The organism is Phycicoccus sp. Soil748, assembly GCF_001428025.1.
In the GTDB taxonomy this organism is placed as follows: domain Bacteria; phylum Actinomycetota; class Actinomycetes; order Actinomycetales; family Dermatophilaceae; genus Pedococcus.
Genome location: NZ_LMSC01000007.1, coordinates 427,070 through 448,613 on the forward strand (window position 1 = coordinate 427,070; position 21,544 = coordinate 448,613).

Genomic DNA, 21,544 nt, shown 5'->3' on the forward strand with positions numbered 1-21,544 from the left:
TCAGCCGATGCTGGGCCGGGCCCGACCGGGCCCGCCCCCGTGTCGGAGGAGACAAACACGATGAGATCCCCCACTGCCCGCACCCGCCGGCTCGTCGCCGGAGGCGTGGGGCTCGCCCTGGTCGTCGGCGGTTCCGCCGGCTTCCTCGGACGCCACGAGCTCAACGAGGCCTGGCTGAAGTACCAGTGGCGCGACCGGCACTACAACGGCGCGGTCATGGAGAAGGCCCTCATGATCGCCGGCGGCAACCCTGGCGAGGCGCAGAAGGAGTCGAAGGAGGCCCTGACCATCGCCGACCAGTTCGCGCAGGCACGGACTGCTCCCGGCATCGTGGCCCCCGGCGCCTACGGCAACGCCTACACCCAGATCCAGGCACTGCCCGCCACCGGAGGCACCTGGCACGAGGTCACCAAGGTGCCCTACAACGCCGACGACCCGCGCTACCGCGACTACTACTCCAACTCCTCCGGCGGCGCCGGCTACGTCACGGGCCGCGTCACTGGCCTGGCGGCCGACACGGCCAACCACGTGTACGCCGCGGGTGCCGACGGCGGCGTGTGGCGCTCCTCCACCGGCGGCGGCGCGTGGACGCCGATCGCCGACGCCCTGCCCTCCCTGAGCGGCGGCGACCTGCAGCTCGCCGGCTCCGACGGGTCGCTGTGGTTCTCCACCGGCGAGGCGAACACCGGCGGCACGTCGTACGTCGGTGCCGGCGTCTACCGCCTCGCCAACCCCGCGACGGGCAGCTTCGCGCCCACCGACCGGGTCGGCGGCAAGGAGCTCGAGTCGACCACCATCGGCCGGCTGCGCTGGGGCGGGGGCTCGACGGTGTTCGCGGCCACCAACCGCGGCATCTGGTACCACGCCGCAGGTGCGGCGAAGGGTGACTGGACGTTCGGCTTCGCGCCGAACATGTCGTGGATGCCGGAGATCAAGGACGACGCGGGCAAGGTCCTCGTACCCGCGGGATCGAACCGGAGCGGCAACACCTCCTCCGGTGCCACCGACGCGGCGTACAAGAACATCGTCAACGACGTCGCGGTGGACCCGAAGAACCCCAAGCACGTCGTCGCGGCCATCGGGTGGCGCTCGGGTGACACCTACAACGGCTTCTACGAGACGAACGACTTCACCCAGGGCCCCTCGAGCTGGCACAAGCTGTCGGTGACCCTCGGCGGCATCACCAACGGCAGCGACGTGGGCTACACGACGTTCGCGTTCAGCAAGACCGGTGACCGCCTCTACGCGATGGTGCAGCAGCCGAGCAAGATCAGCTCTGCGTCCTCGCTGGCCGGCATCTTCGTCTCCAAGACGGGCTCTCCCACCGGCCCGTGGAACAAGATCGCCGACTCGGCCCAGCTGCACAACAGCGGCTCGGCCCTGGACCGCAAGGGGTACGCCGTCGGCGTGCAGGCCTGGTACAACCAGTTCCTGCAGGTCGACCCGGCGAACTCCGACCACGTGTGGGCGGGGCTGGAGGAGGTCTTCGAGACCAAGGACGCCGGTTCGCACTGGGCGGCCGTCTCCCCGTACTGGAACTTCTACTTCCCGTGCTGGAACATCGACAGCGCCAAGAACACCTGCCCCTTGGCCGGGCACCCCGACCAGCACTCGGTGACCGTCGGCACGTCGGGCGGTGAGCCCGTGGTCCTGTTCGGCAACGACGGTGGCGTGTACCGCCGGCCGGTCAACGGCGCGGTCAACGCCAACGGCAACGCCACCGACCTCGAGTCGGTCTCGCGCGACGGCACCCTCGGCGCGCTGCAGTACTACTCCTCGTCGGTCGGCACGGACCCGTCCGGCACCGGCGTGGTCGTCTCCGGGGGCCTGCAGGACAACGGCGTCTCCAACCTGCGCAAGGTCGCCCCGAACGGGACCAACGGCGACACCGAGATGGGATCCAACTTCGGTGGTGACGGTGGTGACGGTGCGGCGGACCCGCGCAACGGCTGCAACCAGCTGCAGGAGTACACCAACCTGTCGGTCTACGTGACCAACAACTGCGCGACGAACCCCGGCGCCACCAGCACGGCGACGGCGACCTCGTGGTCGCTCGACCCGGGTGACCCCAACGCACGCTTCATCGCCCCCATGGGTCTGGACGGCGGCAACCCGGACGACGCCATCTTCGGCGGCCAGTACGTCTACACCGCCTCCAAGGTCTGGGCGGCCCGTGACTCCAGCGCCCTGAAGAAGGTCTTCGACCTCGGGGCGGGGCACTCGGCGACGGCGGTGTCGATGCAGGACGGCACGGCCTACGTCTCGTGGTGCGGCCCGTGCAACAACAGCGGGTTCACCCGGGGCATCGCCACCAACGCCGGCGGCACGTGGCACCAGCTGACCCTGGACTCCGCGTTCCCCAACCGGTTCGTGCAGGGCCTGGCCATCGACCCGACGTCCAAGGGCCAGCACGCGTACGCGGCGATCAACGGCTTCTCGCGCAGGTTCACCGAGGGCCCGGGTGCCGGCGTCGGTCACCTCTACGAGACGACCGACGGTGGCGCGCACTGGACCGACACCAGCGGCAACCTGCCCGACGTGCCGGCGAGCAGCGTCAAGCGGCTCTCCAACGGTGCGCTCGTGCTGGGCACCGACCTCGGCGCCTTCTACCGGGCAGCAGGGTCCACCTCGTGGCAGCGGCTCGGCTCGGGCCTGCCGCTCACGGTGGTGATGGACCTCGAGGTCGCGCCGGACGGCAACCTCTACGCCGCGACCCACGGCCGTGGCATGTGGAGCATCCCGCTCCCGTAGGCATCCACGCTGCAGGGCCACGGTGCCCCGTCGACCACGGTCGGCGGGGCACCGTCGTGTCCGGCGACCCCGGGGCGGGCGCCGTCGTGTCCGGCGCGGATCGGCGCAGGTGAGAGGATGGCGCGCGTGATTGATCAGCTCTGGGAATGGATCGCCATCGCCGTCGGGCTCCTCGTGGTGTTCGGCGCACTCGTCGTCGGCCTCCTGCGCGGGCGCGGGGGGAGGACCCGTCAGGCGCCGCCGTCGGGTCGCACGGGCGGCACCGACGTGCTGCCCGGGGTCGGCGACGACGCCACCCCACCGAGGGACGCGCCCAAGCGCTCGGTCGAGGACGTCGGCAGCGTCGACACCCTGCCCGCGCCCGGCCAGCCGGAGACCCTGCCTGAGCCCGAGCCCACCCCGACGCTCGAGCGGCCGGCCTCGGCCCAGGGCCGTCTGACCCGACTGCGCGCCCGGCTGTCCCGCTCCAACTCGGCCCTCGGCAAGGGCCTGCTCGCGCTGCTGTCCCGCGGGCACCTCGACGAGGCGGCGTGGGAGGAGGTCGAGGACACCCTCATCGGGTCCGACCTCGGCGTCGAGGCCACGACCGAGCTCGTCGACCGCCTGCGCACCCAGGTCGCGGTCGAGGGCACCACCGACGAGGCGACGGTCCGCGGGTGGCTGCGGGAGGACCTGCTGCGCCTGGTCGACCCGTCGATGGACCGCGCCGTGGCGAGCAGCCGCGTCGAGGGCCGACCCGCCGTCGTGCTCGTCGTCGGCGTCAACGGCACCGGCAAGACCACGACCGTGGGCAAGCTCGCGCGGGTCCTCGTCGCCGAGGACAAGGACGTCGTGCTCGGCGCCGCCGACACGTTCCGCGCCGCGGCCGCCGACCAGCTCGAGACCTGGGGCGCCCGTGTCGGCGTGCCCACCGTGCGGTCCGACCGTGACGGCGCCGACCCGGCGGCGGTCGCGTTCGACGCGGTCAAGGCCGGCGCCGAGATGGAGGCCGACGTCGTCATCGTCGACACCGCGGGCCGGCTGCACAACAAGGTCGGCCTCATGGACGAGCTCGGCAAGGTCAAGCGCGTCATCGAGAAGCAGAGCCCCATCGACGAGGTGCTGCTGGTCCTCGACGCCACCACGGGCCAGAACGGCCTGCGCCAGGCCGAGGTGTTCGCCCAGGTCGTCGACGTCACGGGCATCGTGCTCACCAAGCTCGACGGCACCGCCAAGGGCGGCATCGTCGTCTCCGTGCAGCGCAAGCTCGGCGTGCCGGTCAAGCTCGTCGGCCTGGGGGAGGGCCCGGACGACCTGGCCCCCTTCGACCCCGAGGCGTTCGTCGACGCGCTGCTCGACTGAGGGTGCCCTCGGCCACGGCACGCCCTGCGCTCGCCGCAGCCCTGCTCACCACGGGGCTGCTCGGCGTCGGGTGGGGTGCGGCGGCGTCACCAGCCGGTGCGGCCGGTGGCGACTTCCAGCTGCTCGACGCCCGGGTCGCCGAGTCGTCCGGCCTGGCGCTGAGCCGGCGCCACCCGCACACCGTCTGGACCACCAACGACTCGGGCGACAGCGCACGGCTCTTCGCCGTCGACACCCGCACCGGGCGGACCACGGGCGTGCACCAGTACGGCGCCCCGGTGCGTGACGTCGAGGCGCTCGCCATCACGCCGCAGGGACGGGTCCTGGTGGGCGACCTCGGCGACAACACGACCAGCCGCAGCGTGGTGCGGGTCTTCTGGTTCGACGAGCCCGACCTCGGTGACACCGCGGGTGGCTGGGCGTCCTGGGAGCTCGAGTACCCCGACGGCCCGCACGACGCTGAGTCGCTGGCCGTCGACCCGCGCAGCGGGCGCGTCTACGTCGTGACCAAGGGCGCGAGCGGCGCCGTCTACGCCCTGCCCCGCGTCCCGAGCCGGCGCGGGGTCAACCGGCTCGTCCGTGTCGCCACGGCCCCCGCGGTCGCGACCGACGCGGTGTACCTGGCCGACGGGTCCGCCCTCCTGGTGCGCACCTACACCCAGGTCGTCCGGCTCGACGCCACCACCTTCGACGAGGTCGGCTCGGCCTTCCTGCCCCTGCAGCGGCAGGGCGAGACGATCGCCCTGGCGCCGGGTGGCAGCCGGCTGCTGGTCGGCAGCGAGGGGGTGCGCTCGTCGGTCCGCGTCGTCGACGTCCCGTCGGCCCTCGCCGCGCCGACCACGCGGGCGACCGCACCCGCCACGGGCACGGTGACGTCGCCCCCTGCCGCCACGTCCACAGCGCCACCCACGGCTGCGTCGGCAACCACCGCGCCGAGCACCTCGGCACGCCCTGGTTCGCCGCCGGTCAGCGCGCGGCAGGTCGTCTGGGGCGCCTCCGCGTCGGTGGGGCTGGTGGCCTTCGCCCTTCTCAGCACCTGGCTCGCCCGGCGGGCAGCGGGCGGGCACCGCTGACGCGGATCGACCGGCTCAGCGTCGGGGACCGACCCGCTCAGCGCCGACGGCCGGCCAGGGTCTGCGGCGGCCCGAACCGGCTCACGGCCTCGCGGTGCCACCAGGCGCCGGTCCCGCGTCGCTCGGCGCGGCTCGTGAACCGGTACTGGTAGAGCATCGCCCGGACGACCACGGGTGGCTGGTCCGGGAAGGGGTTGTGCCGCAGCAGCCGCAGGGTCGACCGGTCTCCCTCGAGCAGACGCTGCAGCAGCCGCGGGAACCACGGCTCGGCATACCGGGGCGAGATGGCGGCGAACCACAGCAGCCAGTCGAGCCGCAGGTGGTACGGCGCCCACTGCGGCGGCATCCGCCCGACCGCGCCCGGCTTGCCCTTGAACTCGTACTCCAGCCACGGCGACCCGGGCTCGCCCGCGGCGCCCTCCACCACGACCTCGTACCGGGTCCGGGTCACGCTGCCGAACGCGCCGTAGGTGTTGACGAGGTGGAGGACGTCGAACGAGGCGTTCATCGCCTGCTGCGAGGAGATGAGGTTGAGCACCGGCCGCCGGCTGAGCACCACCACCAGCAGCACCACCGCCAGGCAGGCGACCTCCCACCACAGCGGCGTGGCCGTCACGCCGGTGTCGGGGTGGAGCGGGAGCACGCGCGTCCAGAACGCGTCGGGCACGACGGCCACCCCGAGGACGATGGCGCTCCAGTTGAGCCAGGCGAAGTTGCCGCTGAGCACGAGCCACAGCTGGGTCACCACCATGACGACGGCGCAGCCGCCGGCGACCGGTTGCGGCAGGAACAGCCCGAACGGCAGGACGAGCTGGGTGACGTGGTTGGCCGCCACCTCGACCCGGTGCAGCGGCCTCGGCAGGTGGTGGAACCACCACGACAGCGGCCCCGGCATGGGCTGGGTCTCGTGGTGGAAGTAGAGGCAGGTCAGGTCGCGCCAGCACGGGTCGCCCCGCCACTTGATCAGGCCCGCGCCGAACTCGAGCCGGAAGAGCACCCACCGCAGGGCCAGCAGGACTGGCAGCGGTGGGGCCGTCGCAGCGTTGCCGAGGAAGACAGCGAGGAACCCCATCTCGAGCAGCAGCGACTCCCAGCCGAACCCGTACCAGCGCTGCCCCACGTTGACGATCGACAGGTACAGGCCCCACAGGACCAGCCACACCGCCATCGAGAGGGGCAGCGGCAGCCGCTCCGTGACGCCCCCGACCGTCAGCCCGGCCAGCCCGACCCCGGCCCACGCCACGGTGGCGAACAGCCCGTCGGTGTAGCGCCAGTGGAACAGGCTGGGGGAGCGGCGGAACGGCACGCGGGCGACGAACTCCGGCACCGGCAGGAGTCCGCGGCTGCCGAGCAGAGCCCGGAACTGCAGTGCCGCGGCGAGGAACGCCACGAGGTAGAGGCCACCCAGCCCCCGCTGGAACAGCAGGCGCGAGACCCGGTAGCCCTCGGCGGCGAACCAGTCCATGACGTCCCCCGGGTCACCCGCCGCGCGCGCGGGTCGGCCACCCTGACCTGCGGTTCCCGGCCATGGCCCCATCATGGCCTACCCTGACCGCGTGGCCGCCGGCGAGAACGAGCGGGTCGGGGCGCAGGAGGAGGTCCTGCACGGCGGCAACACCGGCCACGTGGTCCGTGTGGCCGACACCGTGCGGCGACGGGCGGGCCACTGGACCCCGGCTGTGCACGCCCTCCTCGAGCACCTCGCCGAGGCGGGCTTCGACGCCGTACCGAGGCCGCTGGGCACCGACGAGCAGGGCCGCGAGGTGCTCACCTACGTCGAGGGGGTCGCGGGCGCACTGGGACCGCAGCGGCTCCCGGCAGCGTTCCAGACCCTCGACGCGTGCCGCGCCATCGGCGCCTGGCTCCGGGGGTTCCACGACGCGCAGGAGGGGTTCCTCCCCGATCCCGCCCTGCCGTGGCGGGTCTCGCCCGGGCGTCCCCTCCGGCCGGGGGAGGTCGTCGTCCACCACGACGTGGGCACCTACAACACGGTGCTGCGCCCGGACGGGTCGTTCGCGGTGATCGACTTCGACTTCGCCTCGCCGGGCGACCCGCTCGAGGACCTCGCCTACATCCTGTGGTCGTGGACGCCGCTGTGGCACGACCCCCGCGCCGTCCGCCGCGAGATGGGCGAGGTCACGATGGCCGACCGGCTCCACAAGTTCGCCGCCCTCGTCGACGGGTACGGCGCCGACGCCGGCCAGCGCGCCCGCGTCATCGACGCCGTGCCCGAGTGCATGGAGGGCCATGCCCGGACCGTCGAGGAGCTGGCTGCCGAGGGCGACCCGGCCTTCGTGCGCATGCACGCGGAGGGGCACGCGGACCGGCCGCGGCGTGACGCCGCCTGGTTCGTCCGTCGACGCGACCTGTTCGCTGCGGCCGCGGCGCCCGACGCCACCCGCTGAGCACCTGCTGGGCCACGCGCCGAGCCACCCGCTGGACCACGCGCCGAGCCACCCGCTGGGCCACCCGTTCGGCCGGCCGCCATGGCCTACCCTGTGGGCGTGGAGACCGGGGCGGGGCAGCTGGGCGCCGCGGCGAAGGCCTGGCGTGTCGCCGTGGTCCTGGGGCTCACGGTCCTGTTCTGCGCGGGCTCCCTCGTCGGCCAGGACGACTGGTGGCCGTTCAGCCCGTGGCGGATGTTCTCGACCTCGCAGGCCTCGACGGGCTCGGTGATCTCCACCGGCATCGAGGTGCAGACCGCCGGCGACCCAGGCCGCTGGGTCCCCGCGCCGCTCACGCCCGAGAACACCGGCCTCAACCGCGCCGAGATCGAGGGCCGCATACCGCAGATCGCCGCCGACCCCGAGCGGCTCGGCACGCTCGCGCGCAGCCACGCGCGCCTACGCCCCGAGGCCCCCGCCTGGACCGCCTTGCGGGTCGTCCGGCGCCAGATCGTCGTCGTGGACCGCAGGCCCACGGGCGAGGTCCGCACCCAGGTCCTCGCCGAGTGGGGGGCGCGGTGAACCGGCTGGCGGCCTGGCTGTTCGCCCCGATGCCGCTGGCCCGGGTGGCCGTGCTCCGCCTGCTCGTCTTCGCCTTCGTGGTCGTTGACGTGCTGCTCCTGCACACGTCCGGCTGGTACCACGGCTATGCGGACCCCGTCTGGTACGAGCCGCTGGTCATGGGCCGCGTCCTGCACCTGCCCGCCGCGACGGTGCTGCTCGTCGAGACCCTGAAGTGGGGGTGCGTCGCGGCCGCGGTGGCCGCGATGACCGGCCGCGCGCCGCGGCTGCTCGGCTGGGCCGTGGCCGTGGGGTGGACCTGGTACCAGTACGTCGCCTTCAGCTACGGCAAGGTCGACCACGACCGGGCCGACTTCGTCGTCGCCCTGGTCCTGCTGCCGACCGTCGGACTGGCCCACCTGTCCGACCAGCGACGCAGCGAGGCAGCCGGGTTCGCGCTGCGCGCGGTCCAGCTGGCCGCGGTCGCCACCTACTTCCTGTCGGCGTGGGCCAAGGTCCGGTTCGGCGGCTGGGAGTGGGTCAACTCGGCCACCATGGTCCGCGCGGTCGTCCGCCGGGGCACCCCGTGGGCGCAGTGGCTGCTGGAGGTGCCGTGGACCCTGCACTGGTTCCAGTGGGTGCTGTTCACCGCCGAGCTCACCTCCCCGGTGATCTTCCTGCTGTCCGAGCGGTGGAGGCGACGGGTCGTGGCCGGCTGGTTCGTCTTCCACGCCATGACGTACGCAGCCATCACCATCGCCTTCTGGCCGCACCTGGTGATGATGCTCGCCTTCCTGCCGCTCGAGCAGTACGCCGCCCGGTTGCGTGCACGCCGAGAGCCTCTGGGTAGCCCTCGACCCCGGGTCTTTGAGCGGTTGACCCGGTCCTGACCGGGTCAACCGCTCAAAGACCTGCCGGACCGCAGCGCACGTGAGCCGGAGGCGGCGGTGCGGGGTGCTGGCTAGCATCGCGGGATGAGCCGTGCCGACCACGTCGCCGCCTTCCTCGCCGCCGTCGACCTCACCTGGGAGCTCGCCACCACGCCGCAGGTGCGTGACGCCTGGGCGCAGGAGAGCAGCTGCGCCGGGATGACCGTGGGTGGGCTGACCCACCACCTGCTCAACCAGGCGGGCCACACCGCCAAGGGCCTGGCCGCAGATCCGCGGACCGATGAGCCGATCCCGCTGCTGGCCCACTACGAGAGCGCGGCGTGGGTGCGCGCCGACCCGGACGACGAGGTCAACGTCGGCATCCGGGAAGCCGACAACGAGCAGGCCCTGGCGGGCCCGGACGCGGTGCTGGCGGCCGCCCGAAAGGGCATCGACGCACTCCCGGACCTGCTGACCCGCCCCCGCGACCCCGACACCATCTACATCCCGTGGCAGGGCTGGGCCCTCACGACCGACGACTTCCTGACCACGCGGATGATGGAGATGGTCGTGCACGGCGACGACCTGGCGAGCAGCGTGGGGCTGGACACGCCGACCTACCCCGAGGGCGTCATCGCCCCGGTGCTCGGGCTGCTCACCGGGGTCGCGGTGCGTCGGCACGGCCAGGCTGCGGTGGTCCGGGCGCTCAGCCGTCCCCAGCGGGCGCCTGCGGTCGTCTCCGCCTTCTGAGGTGGTGGTCCCACCATCCGGGACGCAGACGCCCCCTTTACCTGATGCTTACGGTCCCGCTGATCCGCTAACACGCCCGTAACACGCGCCGCGCACTCCGGAAACGCGCCGTCGGCACAGTTCTGGCATGGAGATCAACACCGGCGACACCGCTTGGGTCCTGGCCAGTGCCGCGTTGGTGCTGTTCATGACCCCCGGTCTGGCCCTTTTCTACGGCGGCATGGTCAGGAGCAAGAGCGTCCTGAACATGATGATGATGAGCTTCATCGCACTCGGCACCATCTCGGTGTCCTGGGTGCTGTGGGGCTACAGCGAGGCGTTCGGCGAGTCGTGGAACGGCCTCATCGGCAACCCCTTCCAGCACTTCGGCCTCGACGGCCTGCTGGGGGAGCGCGTCTTCGGCACCATCCCGGCAGCGGCATTCGTCGCCTTCCAGTCGGTCTTCGCGATCATCGCGGTGGCGCTGGTGAGCGGCGCGATCGCGGACCGGGCGAAGTTCACCGCGTGGACCGTGTTCACCGTGGTGTGGGCGACCATCGTCTACTTCCCGGTCGCGCACTGGGTGTTCGCGTTCGACGGCTTCGCGGCGGACAAGGGTGGCTGGATCGCCAACCAGCTCAAGGCGATCGACTTCGCCGGCGGCACCGCCATCCACATCAACGCGGGTGCAGCAGGCCTGGCCCTCGCCTTCGTCCTCGGCAAGCGCGTCGGGTTCGGCAAGGACCCGATGCGGCCCCACAACCTCACCCTGGTGATGATCGGCGCGGGCATCCTGTGGTTCGGCTGGTTCGGCTTCAACGCCGGCTCGGCGCTGGGCGCCAACGGCACCGCGGCCGTCGCCTGGGTCAACACCCTCGCGGCCACCGGTGCGGCGATGCTCGGCTGGCTCGTGGTGGAGAAGTCGCGTGACGGCCACCCGACCTCGCTCGGTGCTGCCTCCGGCGTCGTCGCCGGCCTGGTCGCCATCACCCCGGCCTGCTCGGCCCTGACCCCGGTCGGCTCGGTCGTCCTCGGCGTCGTCGCCGGTGCGGCGTGTGCGTACGCCGTGGGCCTGAAGTTCCGGTTCGGGTTCGACGACAGCCTCGACGTCGTGGGCGTCCACCTCGTCGGTGGCCTCATCGGCACCATCGGCGTCGGCTTCCTGGGCAGCGCGAGCGCCCCGGCCGGTGTCGACGGCCTCTTCTACGGCGGCGGCGTCGACCAGCTGTGGCGCCAGGTCGTGGGTGCACTGGCCGTGCTCGTCTTCTCGTTCGTGGTGACCTACGTCATCGGCACGGTGATCCAGCGGACGATCGGGTTCCGCCTGGAGACCGAGGCCGAGGTCGCCGGCATCGACCTCGAGGAGCACGCTGAGACCAGCTACGACATCAACGGCCTCGCGAGCGGGCGGTTCGGCACCGGATCCGGTGCGGCCGTCCCGACCGCGGCGACCAAGACCCACGAGGGAGCGTCCGCATGAAGCTCGTGACCGCCATCATCAAGCCCCACCAGCTCGACGAGGTCAAGGAGGCCCTGGAGGCCTACGGCATCTCCGGCATGACCGTGAGCGAGGCGTCCGGCTACGGCCGGCAGCGCGGCCACAGCGAGGTCTACCGCGGCGCCGAGTACACCGTCGACTTCGTGCCGAAGGTACGGGTCGAGGTCCTCGTCGACGACATCGACGCAGGCTCGGTGGCCGACGTCATCCTCAAGTCGGCCCAGACGGGCCGGATCGGCGACGGCAAGATCTGGACCGTCCCGGTCGAGGACGTCGTCCGTGTCCGCACCGGCGAGCGCGGCGTCGACGCGCTCTGACCGACCACACCCACCCACCCATCGGGCCGGCGCCCGGGACCACGTCCCGGACGCCGGCCCTCCTGCCGCCGACGCGCTAACACGGACGTAACACGCGTGCGCACTGCGCGAAACGCCATACGGGCACAGTGAACCCATGACAGTCGAGCAGACCGACCTGGCGGCCCGTCGCCTCGACCTGGCGGGGGCGCGCGGATTCGACGCACCGGGGGCCGGGCAGGCGCGCCGCGCCGCGATCGCGGCCCTGACGCGCGACTGGCTGGGGCAGGCGTGGGAGCACGCGCTCGACGGCCGCAGCAGCGAGGGCATCGCGCTCGCCGCCGTCGGCAGCCTCGCGCGGGGCGACGCGGGACCCCTCAGCGACGTCGACCTGGTCCTGCTGCACTTCGGGCGCTCCCTGAGTGGGGAGGACCTGCGCGGGCTCGCCGACCGGATCTGGTACCCGGTGTGGGACGCGGGCATCCGCCTCGACCACGCGGTCCGGACCGTCAACCAGTGCCGCACCGTCGCCTCGGGCGACCTCGCTGCCGCGGTCGGCCTGCTCGACCTGACGTGCGTGGCCGGGGACCCCGAGGTCGTCACCGCTGCACGCTCCACCGTGGCCCACGACTGGCGGGCCAACGCGCGCAAGCGGCTGCCGCAGCTCGTCGAGGGCCTGCGGGCCCGGCACGCCCGCCACGGTGACCTCGCCCAGAGCCTCGAGGCCGACCTCAAGGAGGCGCACGGGGGGCTGCGCGACATGACGGTGCTGAACGCTCTCGTGGCGGCGTGGCTCACCGACCGGCCCCACGGTGGCGTCGACGAGGCCCACCGCACCCTGCTCGACGTGCGCGACGCCGTGCACGTCGTCACCGGCAAGGGCCGCGACCGCCTCACCCGCGAGGACCACGACGCGGTCGCGGCCCTGCTGGGCCACCAAGACGCCGACGAGCTCCTCACCGGGGTCGCGACCGCCGGCCGCACCATCGCCTACGCCCTCGACGGCACGGTACGGCGCGCGGGCCAGTCCCAGCGTGCCCGCACCCTGCGGGTGGGTCCGCGCCGACCGCAGCTGAACCCACTGGGGTTCGGCATGTTCGAGCACGACGGGGAGGTGGTCCTCGGGCCGCGCAGCACGCTGTCGAGCGACCCCCTGCTGCCACTGCGGGCCGCTGTCGTCGCCGCGCGCCACAACCTGCCGATCGCACCCACGACGCTGGCCAACCTCGCCGGCCAGCCGCCGTCGCTGCAGGAGCCGTGGCCGGAGATCGCCCGCGACCTGTTCGCCGACCTGCTGGCCACCGGTCCGGGGCTCATCGGGGTGTGGGAGGGCCTGGACCAGGCCGGCATCGTCGACCGCTGGCTGCCGGAGTGGGCCGCGGTGCGCTCGCGGCCCCAGCGCAGCCCGGTGCACCGGCACACCGTCGACCGCCACCTCGTCGAGACCGTGGTCATCGCCGGGGGACTGGTCCGCGGCGTCAGCCGGGCCGACCTGCTGCTGCTCGCGGCCCTGCTGCACGACATCGGGAAGGTGGCCGGTGCCCACGACCACAGTGCGACAGGGGCGCCGCTGGCCACGGCCATCGCCACCCGGCTCGGCTACCCGGCGGCCGACGTGGAGGTCGTGACGACCCTGGTGCGCGAGCACCTCACCCTCATCGACCTCGCCACCCGGCGCGACCACCAGGACCCCGGCACCGTCACGGCCGCCCGGGCGTGCGTCGGCGGGTCGCGCGAGGTGTTCGACCTGCTCGTGGCCCTCACCGAGGCCGACGCCTCCGCCGCGGGCCCGCAGGCCTGGACCGACTGGCGCGCCACCCTGCTGCGCCAGCTCGCCGACGCCGCCCGCACCGGGTGGGAGGAGGGCAGCGTGCCGCCACCGGCCGAGCCCACCGCGGTCGACCCGGCCGACCTGGAGTCCGTCGCCGCGGGGGAGCCGCGCGTGGTGGTGCGCCCGCAGGGCGGGTCCTACCGGATCGACGTCTTCGACCGCGACCGGCTGGGACTGTTCGCCGACACGGCCGGCCTGCTCGCGGCGTACGGGCTGGTCGTGCGGACCGCCATCCTGCGCACCGTCGACGGCGTCGCGGCCAACGAGTGGCACGTGGAGAGCCCGAGCACCGAGGCCCCGGACGAGGAGCGCATCGTGCGCGGGCTGGAGCGCCTCGCGCAGGGTGACCGGGGCCCGCTGGGCCTGCTCGACCGCCGGCGGCAGTTCGCCTCGCGACCGAGCGGGCAGGCCGGCACCGGGTCCCCCGGGCAGGCAAGGGCGCTGGTGGTGCCGCACGCCTCGCAGGAGGCGACAGTGATCGAGGTGCGCGCCCAGGACCGCCCGGGGCTGCTCCACGAGCTCGGTATGGGGTTCGCGAAGGCGGGCCTGTCGGTGCGCTCTGCACACATCGCGACGTATGCAGGGCAGACCCTCGACACGTTCTACGTCACCGAGTTCGGCGGCCGGCTGCTGTCGCCGGCCAAGGTGGCGCAGACCGTGGCCATGGTCATCGACACCTGCGACGGCGCGGCGGGCCCGTGAACGCCCCCCCCNTCTCTCCGACCGCCTGACCGCCACCTTCAAGAACCTCCGGGGCAAGGGGCGGCTGTCCGAGTCCGATGTCAACGCCACCGTGCGCGACATCCGCCTCGCCCTGCTCGACGCCGACGTCTCCCTGCCCGTGGTGAAGCATTTCACCTCGGCGGTGCGCGAGCGCGCGCTCGGTGCCGAGGTCTCGGGAGCCCTGAACCCGGGTCAGCAGGTCGTGAAGATCGTCAACGAGGAGCTCGTCGGCATCCTCGGCGGCGCGACGCGCACCATCCAGTTCGCCAAGAACCCGCCGACCGTGATCATGCTCGCCGGCCTCCAGGGCGCCGGCAAGACCACCCTGGCCGGCAAGCTCGCCCGCTGGCTCAAGGAGCAGGGCCACACCCCGATCCTCGTCGCCGCCGACCTGCAGCGCCCCAACGCAGTCACCCAGCTCGAGGTCGTCGGGGAGCGGGCCGGTGTCCCGGTCTACGCGCCGGAGCGCGGCAACATCGGCGGGCACGACGCCGTGGGCCCGACGGGGGAGGGGACCCACTCGTTCGGTGACCCGGTCGGGGTGTCCCGGGCCGGTATCGAGCACGCCCGCCGCAACCAGCACGACGTGGTCATCGTCGACACCGCCGGTCGCCTCGCGGTCGACGCCGACCTCATGCAGCAGGCCGCCGACATTCGCACCGCCATCTCGCCCGACGAGGTCCTGTTCGTCATCGACGCGATGATCGGCCAGGCGGCCGTCGAGACGGCCCAGGCCTTCCAGGAGGGCGTCGACTTCACCGGTGTCGTCCTGTCCAAGCTCGACGGCGACGCCCGCGGTGGCGCGGCCCTGTCGGTGGCCTCGGTCACCGGGCGGCCGATCATGTTCGCCAGCACCGGCGAGGGCGTGAAGGACTTCGAGGTCTTCCACCCCGACCGGATGGCCTCGCGCATCCTCGACATGGGTGACGTGCTGACCCTCATCGAGCAGGCGGAGAAGGCGTTCGACGCCCGCCAGGCCGAGGAGATGCAGCGCAAGTTCCTCGCCGAGGAGGACTTCACCTTCGACGACTTCCTCGACCAGATGTCGGCCCTGAAGAAGATGGGCGGCCTGAAGTCGATGCTCGGCATGATGCCGGGCATGGGCCAGATGAAGGCCCAGCTCGACAACCTCGACCCCCGCGAGTTCGACCGCATCGAGGCCATGGTGCGCTCGATGACGCCGTTCGAGCGCACGCACTCCAAGCAGATCAACGGCTCGCGCCGCCTGCGTATCGCCAAGGGTGCGGGCGTGCAGGTCTCCGAGGTCAACGGCCTGCTCGAGCGGTTCACCGAGGCGCAGAAGATGATGAAGCAGCTCGCGCGTGGCGGCGGCATCCCCGGGATGCCGGGCATGCCGGGCCTGGGTGGTGGCAAGCGCGGGAAGCAGCAGCCGCAGCGCAAGAAGTCCAAGTCCGGCAACCCTGCCAAGCGGGCGGCCGAGGAGCGGGCTGCGGCCGAGAAGGCCCAGGCCGCCAAGACCGGCGGCGGCGGTTCCGCCTTCGGGTCGGGCTCCGCCACCGCGCCGGACCTCGACCCTGCCAAGCTGCCGGCAGGCTTCGAGAAGTTCCTCGGCCGGTGACGGCCGGCGCCGTGCCGCCCGCCCCGCTCGACACCCCGTCGACACCCCTCAACACCCTCTCGGTCGGCACCGGCGGCCCGCGGGTCGCCTTCCTGCACGGGCTCTTCGGCCAGGGCCGCAACTGGACGCAGATCGCCAAGGCGCTCGCGGGGCCTGACGGGACGGGGGCGCGCTCGACCCTGGTCGACCTGCCGGACCACGGACGGTCGCCGTGGAGCACCGAGTTCTCCTTCACCGCCTACGCCGACGCCGTCGCGGCCACCCTGCGCGCCGTCGACCCCGAGGCGCGCTGGATGGTCGTCGGCCACTCCCTGGGCGGCAAGACGGCCATGCTGCTGGCGCTGCAGCACCCCGAGCTCGTGGCCAGGCTCGTCGTCGTCGACATCGCGCCGAAGTCCTACGGCAGCCTCGACCGCTTCAGCGGCTACATCGCCGAGATGGAGCGGCTCCCGCTGGGGTCGCTGGCCACCCGGGCCGACGCGGAGGCCCGTTTCGACGAGCCGAACCCCGGGGTCAAGGCGTTCCTCCTGCAGAACCTGCGCCGCGACGGCGACGCGTGGCGCTGGCAGGCCAACCTCGACCTGTTCTCCGCCGACGCGGCCAAGGGCACCGGCTCGCGCATCGCGGACTGGCCGTCCACGGCCGGTGAGCTCGCGCCGTACGAGGGGCCGGTCCTGTGGGTCGCGGGGTCGGAGTCGGCCTACGTCGCCGACGAGGACCTCCCGGCGATGCAGGCGCTGTTCCCCAAGGTTCGCTCGCTCACCGTCAAGGGTGCCTCGCACTGGGTGCACACCGACGCCCCGGACGTCGTCGTGGAGGCCCTTCGTCGTTTCGTGCGACCGCTCGCCGACCAGTCCTGAGGGGTGGGGGAAGCCTCCCGCGCCCGCCGCTGCCGGCCTCGCTAGGGTCGGCGCATGGCAACGGTGCTGCACCTGCAGGGTGAGATCCTCGTCGGCCCGCAGGACGTGCGGCCGGAGGCCTGGGTCGTCGGCGGGCAGCTGACGTTCGAACGGCCGAGCGCCCCGGGCGCGGACGTGCAGACGCTGCGCGGCTGGGTGCTGCCCGGACTGGTGGACGCCCACTGCCACGTGGGCCTCGACGCCCACGGCGCGGTCGACGACGCGACCTCGGAGAAGCAGGCCCTCGCCGACCGTGACGCCGGCACCCTGCTCATCCGCGACGCCGGCTCGCCCGCGGACACGCGGTGGGTCGACGAGCGCGACGACCTGCCCAAGATCATCCGCGCAGGGAGGCACATCGCCCGCACCCGCCGCTACATCCGCAACTTCGCCCACGAGGTCGAGCCGGACCAGCTCGTCGAGCGCGTGCGCCTCGAGGCCCGGGCCGGCGACGGGTGGGTCAAGCTCGTCGGCGACTGGATCGACCGCGACACCGGTGACCTCGCGACCTGCTGGCCCGTCGACGTCCTCACGGACGCCATCGCCGCGGCCCACGAGGAGGGTGCGCGCGTCACGGCCCACTGCTTCGGCGAGGCCTCGCTCTACGACTTCGCCGCCGCGGGGACCGACTGCATCGAGCACGCCACAGGGCTGGAGCCCGAGACCATCGCCCAGTTCGCCGAGCAGCAGATCGCCATCGTCCCGACCCTGGTCAACATCGCGACGTTCCCGGCGATCGCCGAGCCGGCGCGGGAGAAGTTCCCCGACTACCACCGGCGGATGATCGCACTGCACGACCGGCGCTACGCCACGGTCGCCGCAGCCCGGGAGGCGGGCATCCCCATCTACCTCGGCACCGACGCCGGTGGCTCGCTGCGCCACGGCCTCGTCGCCGACGAGGCACACGAGCTGACCAAGGCCGGCATGAGCGCGAGCGAAGCCCTGTGGGCGGCCACCTGGGGGGCTCGCGAGTGGCTCGGCCGACCCGGGCTGGAGGAGGGGGCGGACGCCGACCTCGTGGTGTACGCCGCCGACCCCCGCGAGGAGATCCGAGCCCTGGCCGCTCCCGAGCACGTCGTGCTCCGCGGCGCCGAGGTCTGACGCGCAGTACCACCCCGCACGCGGGGGCTGTGCCTGTGATCCACCAGGTGGCGTAGTCACGCCACCATCCGAGATGGCCCGCTCGGGCGGTTGACCCTCCCTGCCACGCTCCCGGAAACTCCTACTTAACTCATAGGACTAAGGGGTTCTGGCCAAGGCCGGGAGAGGGAGAGACAGATGAGACGAAGGAATGCCGTTGCGGTGACGGGGGCGCTGTCCGCCGGGGTGCTGGCGCTGAGCGCCTGCGCCGGGGGATCGAGCGACACGGTGGGCGCCGCCGCCGACGCCGGTGGGGCGGCCAAGACCACGCTGCAGCTCTACGCCTACTCGGCCCCGAAGGTGGGCTACGACAAGGTCATCCCTGCCTTCACCAGGACCGCCGCGGGCAAGGGGGTGCAGTTCGAGCAGTCCTACGGCCCTTCGGGGGACCAGTCACGCAAGGTCGAGGCGGGTGCGCCGGCCGACTTCGTGAACTTCTCCGTCGAGCCGGACATCACCCGCCTGGTGGACGCCGGCCTGGTCGCGAAGGACTGGAACGCCAACCAGTACAAGGGGATCCCGTTCGGCTCGGTCGTCACCATCGTCGTCCGCAAGGGCAACCCCAAGGGCATCAGGGACTGGGACGACCTGCTCGAGCCGGGCGTCGAGGTGGTCACGCCCAACCCGTTCAGCTCCGGCAGCGCCAAGTGGAACCTCCTCGCCCCGTACTCCGCGAAGAGCAACGGCGGCAAGGACCAGGCCGCGGGCCTCGCATACATCGACAAGCTCGTCACCGGTCACGTCAAGGTCCAGCCCAAGTCCGCACGAGAGGCGACCGAGACGTTCCTGCAGGGGACCGGTGACGTCCTGCTCAGCTACGAGAACGAGGCGCTGTTCGCGGAACGCAGCGGCGACCCCGTGCAGCACGTGACGCCGCCGACGACGTTCAAGATCGAGAACCCCGTCGCGGTGCTGTCCAAGAGCAAGAACCTCGCCAAGGCCAAGGCCTTCGACGACTACCTGTTCACGCCGGAGGCACAGAAGCTGTTCGCCGAGGCCGGGTTCCGTCCCGTGGACCAGACCGTGGCCACGGAGTTCGCCACCGACTTCCCGGCGCCGCAGAAGCTCTGGACGATCGACGACCTCGGGGGGTGGAAGACCGTCGACGGGACGCTGTTCAAGAAGGAGACGGGCTCGATCGCCCTCATCTACGACAAGGCGACGCAGTAGCCATGACCGCCACCCTGTTCCGCAGGGCCGACGTCCCGGCCCTCCCCACGCCGACCGACCCCTCGGCGCCCCCCACCGCGGGGGCGCCCAGGGCGCGTCCCGGTCTCGGCCGGCCGCTCGGCGTCGGGCTCGTCGGCCTCTGGCTCAGCCTCATCGTCCTGCTGCCGCTGGCCGCCCTGACGGTGACCTCGTTCGACGAGGGCTGGTCGGGCTTCTGGGACGCCGTCACGGCCCCGGTCGCGCTCGCCTCGCTGCGCGTCACGGTGGGGGTGTCGGTCGTCGTGGCCCTGGTCAACGCGGTCTTGGGCACCCTCATCGCCTGGGTGCTGGTGCGTGACGACTTCCGCGGCAAGCGGTTCGTCGACGCCCTGATCGACCTGCCGTTCGCGCTGCCGACCATCGTCGCCAGCATCGTGCTGCTCTCGCTCTACGGCCCCAGCAGCCCCCTCGGGATCCACCTCAACGCCACCAGGCCCGGCCTGCTCGTCGCCCTCGCCTTCGTCACCCTGCCGTTCGTGGTGCGCTCGGTGCAGCCGGTCCTCATCGAGGCCGACCGCGAGGTCGAGGAGGCGGCTGCCTCGCTCGGCGCCTCCGGCTGGACCACCTTCCGCCGCATCGTGCTGCCGACCCTCGCGCCGGCCGTCATCAGCGGAACCGGCCTGTCCTTCGCCCGCGCGATCGGCGAGTACGGCTCCGTGGTCCTCATCGGCGGCAACATCCCGCGCCAGACGCAGGTGGCCTCGCAGTACATCCAGCAGCAGATCGAGATCGACCGCCCGGTCAACGCGGCGGCGGTGTCCGTGGCGCTGCTGGCGATCGCCTTCGCCACCCTTTTCGTCCTGCGCCTGGCGGCCAGCCGCAGCCAGCGCCGTGAGGAGGCCTCGGCATGAGGACCTCGACCGGCACCCGGCTGACGCTGCGCACCGTCGCGCTGGGCTACCTGTTCGCCCTCCTCGCCGTCCCGATCGGGCTCATCCTGTGGCGGACCTTCGGGGACGGCGTGGGCGCCTTCATCGACTCCATCCGCACCCCTGCGGCCATCTCGGCGCTCAACCTTTCGCTGCTCATCGTCGCGATCGTCGTGCCGCTCAACGTCGTGTTCGGTGTCGCCACCGCCCTCGCCCTCGTGCGCGGGAGCTTCCCGGGACGCGGGCTGCTGCAGGCCGTCGTCGACCTGCCCTTCGCCGTCTCGCCCATCGTCGTCGGCGTCTCGCTGATCCTGCTGTGGGGCACGAGCGGGTGGTTCGGGGGCGTCGAGAACAACTTCGGCATCCGCGTCATCTTCGGCCTGCCCGGCATGGTGCTCGCGACCATCTTCGTGACCCTGCCCTTCGTCGTCCGAGAGGTGGAGCCGGTGCTGCACGAGATCGGCACCGACCAGGAGCAGGCAGCTGCCACCCTCGGGGCCTCCTCGGCGCAGACGCTGTGGCGCATCACCCTCCCCGCGATCCGCTGGGGGCTCACGTACGGCGTGGTGCTCACCATCGCCCGCGCCCTCGGCGAGTTCGGGGCGGTGATCATGGTGAGCTCGGGCTTCCCCGGGGTGTCGCAGACGCTGACCCTGCTCGTCCACTCCCGCTACATCGACGACCACAACACCTACGGCGCGTACGCCGCCGCCACCCTGCTCATGGGTCTGGCCGTGCTCACGCTGCTGCTGATGACCGTTCTGGACCGCAAGAGGAGCACGACATGATCACCGTGACCGGCGCCCGCAAGAGCTACGGCGACTTCGCCGCGCTCGACGACGTCAGCCTGGACATCCCGGCGGGCACGCTCACTGCGCTGCTCGGCCCGAGCGGCTCGGGCAAGTCGACCCTGCTTCGCTCGATCGCCGGGCTCGAGCGGCTCGATGCCGGCACCGTCGTCATCGGCGGCCGCGACCTGACCCACGTCGCCCCGCAGAAGCGCGGGATCGGGTTCGTGTTCCAGCACTACGCGGCGTTCAAGCACATGACGGTGCGGGACAACGTCGCGTTCGGGCTCAGCATCCGCAAGCGGCAGAAGGCCGAGATCGCCAGGAAGGTCGACGACCTCCTCGAGATCGTCGGGCTCGACGGCTTCCAGCACCGCTACCCCGCCCAGCTCTCCGGTGGCCAGCGCCAGCGCATGGCCCTCGCCCGGGCGCTCGCCGTCGACCCCGAGGTGCTGCTGCTCGACGAGCCCTTCGGCGCCCTCGACGCCAAGGTGCGCGCCGACCTGCGCCAGTGGCTGCGGCGGCTGCACGACGAGGTCCACGTGACGACCGTCCTGGTGACCCACGACCAGGAGGAGGCGCTCGACGTCGCCGACCGCATCGCGGTGCTCAACAAGGGACGCATCGAGCAGGTGGGTGACCCGGTGTCGCTCTACGAGCGCCCGGCCAACGACTTCGTCATGTCGTTCCTCGGCTCGGTCGCCACGCTCAACGGCGTCCTGGTGCGCCCCCACGACATCGAGCTCGAGCGCGAGGCCCCGGTGGAGCTCGTCGCCCCGGGACACTCGGTGCCCGCACGGGTCCGGGCGCGGGTGGAGCGGATCGTCCGCCTCGGCTTCGAGGTGCGGGTCGACCTGGGGACCGACGCGGGGGAGCGGTTCGCGGTGCAGATGACGCGCTCGCAGGCCGCCGACCTCGACCTGCGGGTCGGGGAGACGGTGTTCGCCCGCGCCGCCAGGGGACAGGACCCCGAGCTCGTGGGGGCCGGCGCCGCGATCTGAGGC

General features: G+C 72.5%; 17 protein-coding genes and 1 pseudogene. 17 read left to right on the top strand and 1 reads right to left on the bottom strand.

Going from position 1 to position 21,544, the window contains the following annotated elements; all coding sequences use genetic code 11:
- The first annotated feature begins 60 nt into the window (after positions 1–60).
- The 3 genes from ASG70_RS09770 to ASG70_RS09780 all read left to right on the top strand — a co-directional run bounded on the left by ASG70_RS09770 (position 61) and on the right by ASG70_RS09780 (position 5,165).
- Entirely contained in the window at positions 61–2,751 is a 2,691-nt protein-coding gene (locus ASG70_RS09770; RefSeq protein ID WP_082590428.1) for a hypothetical protein, read from the top strand.
- A 117-nt stretch (positions 2,752–2,868) separates the two neighbouring features.
- Positions 2,869–4,092 (top strand): signal recognition particle-docking protein FtsY, encoded by a 1,224-nt coding sequence (gene ftsY / locus ASG70_RS09775; protein WP_056883628.1) that lies wholly within the window; start codon positions 2,869–2,871, stop codon positions 4,090–4,092.
- Positions 4,093–4,094: 2 nt separating this feature from the next.
- Complete coding sequence (locus tag ASG70_RS09780; RefSeq protein ID WP_056883629.1) at positions 4,095–5,165, top strand: hypothetical protein; 1,071 nt, start codon at positions 4,095–4,097, stop codon at positions 5,163–5,165.
- A 37-nt stretch (positions 5,166–5,202) separates the two neighbouring features.
- Here the strand turns inward: ASG70_RS09780 and ASG70_RS09785 are convergent, their stop codons facing one another.
- The gene (locus tag ASG70_RS09785) at positions 5,203–6,630 is read right to left on the bottom strand and encodes a lipase maturation factor family protein (protein WP_056883630.1); all 1,428 of its coding nucleotides are present in this window, start codon (positions 6,628–6,630) and stop codon (positions 5,203–5,205) included.
- A 91-nt stretch (positions 6,631–6,721) separates the two neighbouring features.
- Between ASG70_RS09785 and ASG70_RS09790 the strand changes: the two genes are divergently transcribed.
- The 14 genes and pseudogenes from ASG70_RS09790 (at position 6,722) to ASG70_RS09855 (ending at position 21,541) form a co-directional block, all read left to right on the top strand.
- Entirely contained in the window at positions 6,722–7,570 is an 849-nt protein-coding gene (locus ASG70_RS09790; protein WP_162253900.1) for an aminoglycoside phosphotransferase family protein, read from the top strand.
- 99 nt (positions 7,571–7,669) lie between these two features.
- On the top strand, positions 7,670–8,131 hold the full coding sequence (locus ASG70_RS09795; RefSeq protein WP_156399917.1) for a hypothetical protein: 462 nt from the start codon (positions 7,670–7,672) through the stop codon (positions 8,129–8,131).
- Positions 8,128–9,000 (top strand): MFS transporter permease, encoded by an 873-nt coding sequence (locus ASG70_RS09800; RefSeq protein WP_156399918.1) that lies wholly within the window; start codon positions 8,128–8,130, stop codon positions 8,998–9,000. The genes ASG70_RS09795 and ASG70_RS09800 overlap by 4 nt, the downstream gene beginning before the upstream one ends.
- A gap of 84 nt (positions 9,001–9,084) precedes the next feature.
- On the top strand, positions 9,085–9,729 hold the full coding sequence (locus ASG70_RS09805; RefSeq protein WP_056883634.1) for a maleylpyruvate isomerase N-terminal domain-containing protein: 645 nt from the start codon (positions 9,085–9,087) through the stop codon (positions 9,727–9,729).
- 127 nt (positions 9,730–9,856) lie between these two features.
- Complete coding sequence (locus tag ASG70_RS09810; protein ID WP_200949235.1) at positions 9,857–11,188, top strand: ammonium transporter; 1,332 nt, start codon at positions 9,857–9,859, stop codon at positions 11,186–11,188.
- Positions 11,185–11,523, top strand: a complete 339-nt coding sequence (locus tag ASG70_RS09815) for a P-II family nitrogen regulator (RefSeq protein WP_056883635.1) — start codon at positions 11,185–11,187, stop codon at positions 11,521–11,523. Before ASG70_RS09810 ends, ASG70_RS09815 begins: the two co-directional genes overlap by 4 nt.
- 136 nt (positions 11,524–11,659) lie before the next feature.
- Positions 11,660–14,035, top strand: a complete 2,376-nt coding sequence (locus tag ASG70_RS09820) for a [protein-PII] uridylyltransferase (protein ID WP_056883636.1) — start codon at positions 11,660–11,662, stop codon at positions 14,033–14,035.
- A gap of 12 nt (positions 14,036–14,047) precedes the next feature.
- A pseudogene (gene ffh, locus ASG70_RS09825) lies at positions 14,048–15,635 on the top strand (signal recognition particle protein); the annotation flags it as partial.
- On the top strand, positions 15,632–16,495 hold the full coding sequence (locus tag ASG70_RS09830; protein ID WP_235531428.1) for an alpha/beta fold hydrolase: 864 nt from the start codon (positions 15,632–15,634) through the stop codon (positions 16,493–16,495). The pseudogene ffh and the gene ASG70_RS09830, both read left to right, overlap by 4 nt.
- Before the next feature lie 54 nt (positions 16,496–16,549).
- Positions 16,550–17,635: an amidohydrolase family protein gene (locus ASG70_RS09835; RefSeq protein ID WP_056883637.1), complete on the top strand. Its 1,086-nt coding sequence runs from the start codon at positions 16,550–16,552 to the stop codon at positions 17,633–17,635.
- Positions 17,636–17,812: 177 nt separating this feature from the next.
- On the top strand, positions 17,813–18,844 hold the full coding sequence (locus ASG70_RS09840) for a sulfate ABC transporter substrate-binding protein (RefSeq protein WP_056883638.1): 1,032 nt from the start codon (positions 17,813–17,815) through the stop codon (positions 18,842–18,844).
- Positions 18,845–18,846: 2 nt separating this feature from the next.
- The gene (gene cysT, locus ASG70_RS09845; RefSeq protein WP_056883639.1) at positions 18,847–19,734 is read left to right on the top strand and encodes a sulfate ABC transporter permease subunit CysT; all 888 of its coding nucleotides are present in this window, start codon (positions 18,847–18,849) and stop codon (positions 19,732–19,734) included.
- Positions 19,731–20,540, top strand: a complete 810-nt coding sequence (gene cysW / locus ASG70_RS09850) for a sulfate ABC transporter permease subunit CysW (protein WP_056883640.1) — start codon at positions 19,731–19,733, stop codon at positions 20,538–20,540. Before cysT ends, cysW begins: the two co-directional genes overlap by 4 nt.
- The gene (locus ASG70_RS09855; protein ID WP_056883641.1) at positions 20,537–21,541 is read left to right on the top strand and encodes a sulfate/molybdate ABC transporter ATP-binding protein; all 1,005 of its coding nucleotides are present in this window, start codon (positions 20,537–20,539) and stop codon (positions 21,539–21,541) included. The genes cysW and ASG70_RS09855 overlap by 4 nt, the downstream gene beginning before the upstream one ends.
- Positions 21,542–21,544: the final 3 nt, after the last annotated feature.

What these genes read in the sequence shown, in the direction of transcription:
- ftsY (WP_056883628.1), top strand. Translation starts at nt 2,869, where the DNA reads ATGGCGCGCGTGATTGATCAGCTCTGGGAATGGATCGCCATCGCCGTC.
- ASG70_RS09805 (WP_056883634.1), top strand. Translation starts at nt 9,085, where the DNA reads ATGAGCCGTGCCGACCACGTCGCCGCCTTCCTCGCCGCCGTCGACCTC.
- ASG70_RS09840 (WP_056883638.1), top strand. Translation starts at nt 17,813, where the DNA reads ATGAGACGAAGGAATGCCGTTGCGGTGACGGGGGCGCTGTCCGCCGGG.
- ASG70_RS09835 (WP_056883637.1), top strand. Translation starts at nt 16,550, where the DNA reads ATGGCAACGGTGCTGCACCTGCAGGGTGAGATCCTCGTCGGCCCGCAG.
- ASG70_RS09855 (WP_056883641.1), top strand. Translation starts at nt 20,537, where the DNA reads ATGATCACCGTGACCGGCGCCCGCAAGAGCTACGGCGACTTCGCCGCG.
- ASG70_RS09770 (WP_082590428.1), top strand. Translation starts at nt 61, where the DNA reads ATGAGATCCCCCACTGCCCGCACCCGCCGGCTCGTCGCCGGAGGCGTG.
- ASG70_RS09810 (WP_200949235.1), top strand. Translation starts at nt 9,857, where the DNA reads ATGGAGATCAACACCGGCGACACCGCTTGGGTCCTGGCCAGTGCCGCG.
- ASG70_RS09820 (WP_056883636.1), top strand. Translation starts at nt 11,660, where the DNA reads ATGACAGTCGAGCAGACCGACCTGGCGGCCCGTCGCCTCGACCTGGCG.
- cysT (WP_056883639.1), top strand. Translation starts at nt 18,847, where the DNA reads ATGACCGCCACCCTGTTCCGCAGGGCCGACGTCCCGGCCCTCCCCACG.
- cysW (WP_056883640.1), top strand. Translation starts at nt 19,731, where the DNA reads ATGAGGACCTCGACCGGCACCCGGCTGACGCTGCGCACCGTCGCGCTG.
- ASG70_RS09785 (WP_056883630.1), bottom strand. Translation starts at nt 6,630, where the DNA reads ATGGACTGGTTCGCCGCCGAGGGCTACCGGGTCTCGCGCCTGCTGTTC.
- ASG70_RS09815 (WP_056883635.1), top strand. Translation starts at nt 11,185, where the DNA reads ATGAAGCTCGTGACCGCCATCATCAAGCCCCACCAGCTCGACGAGGTC.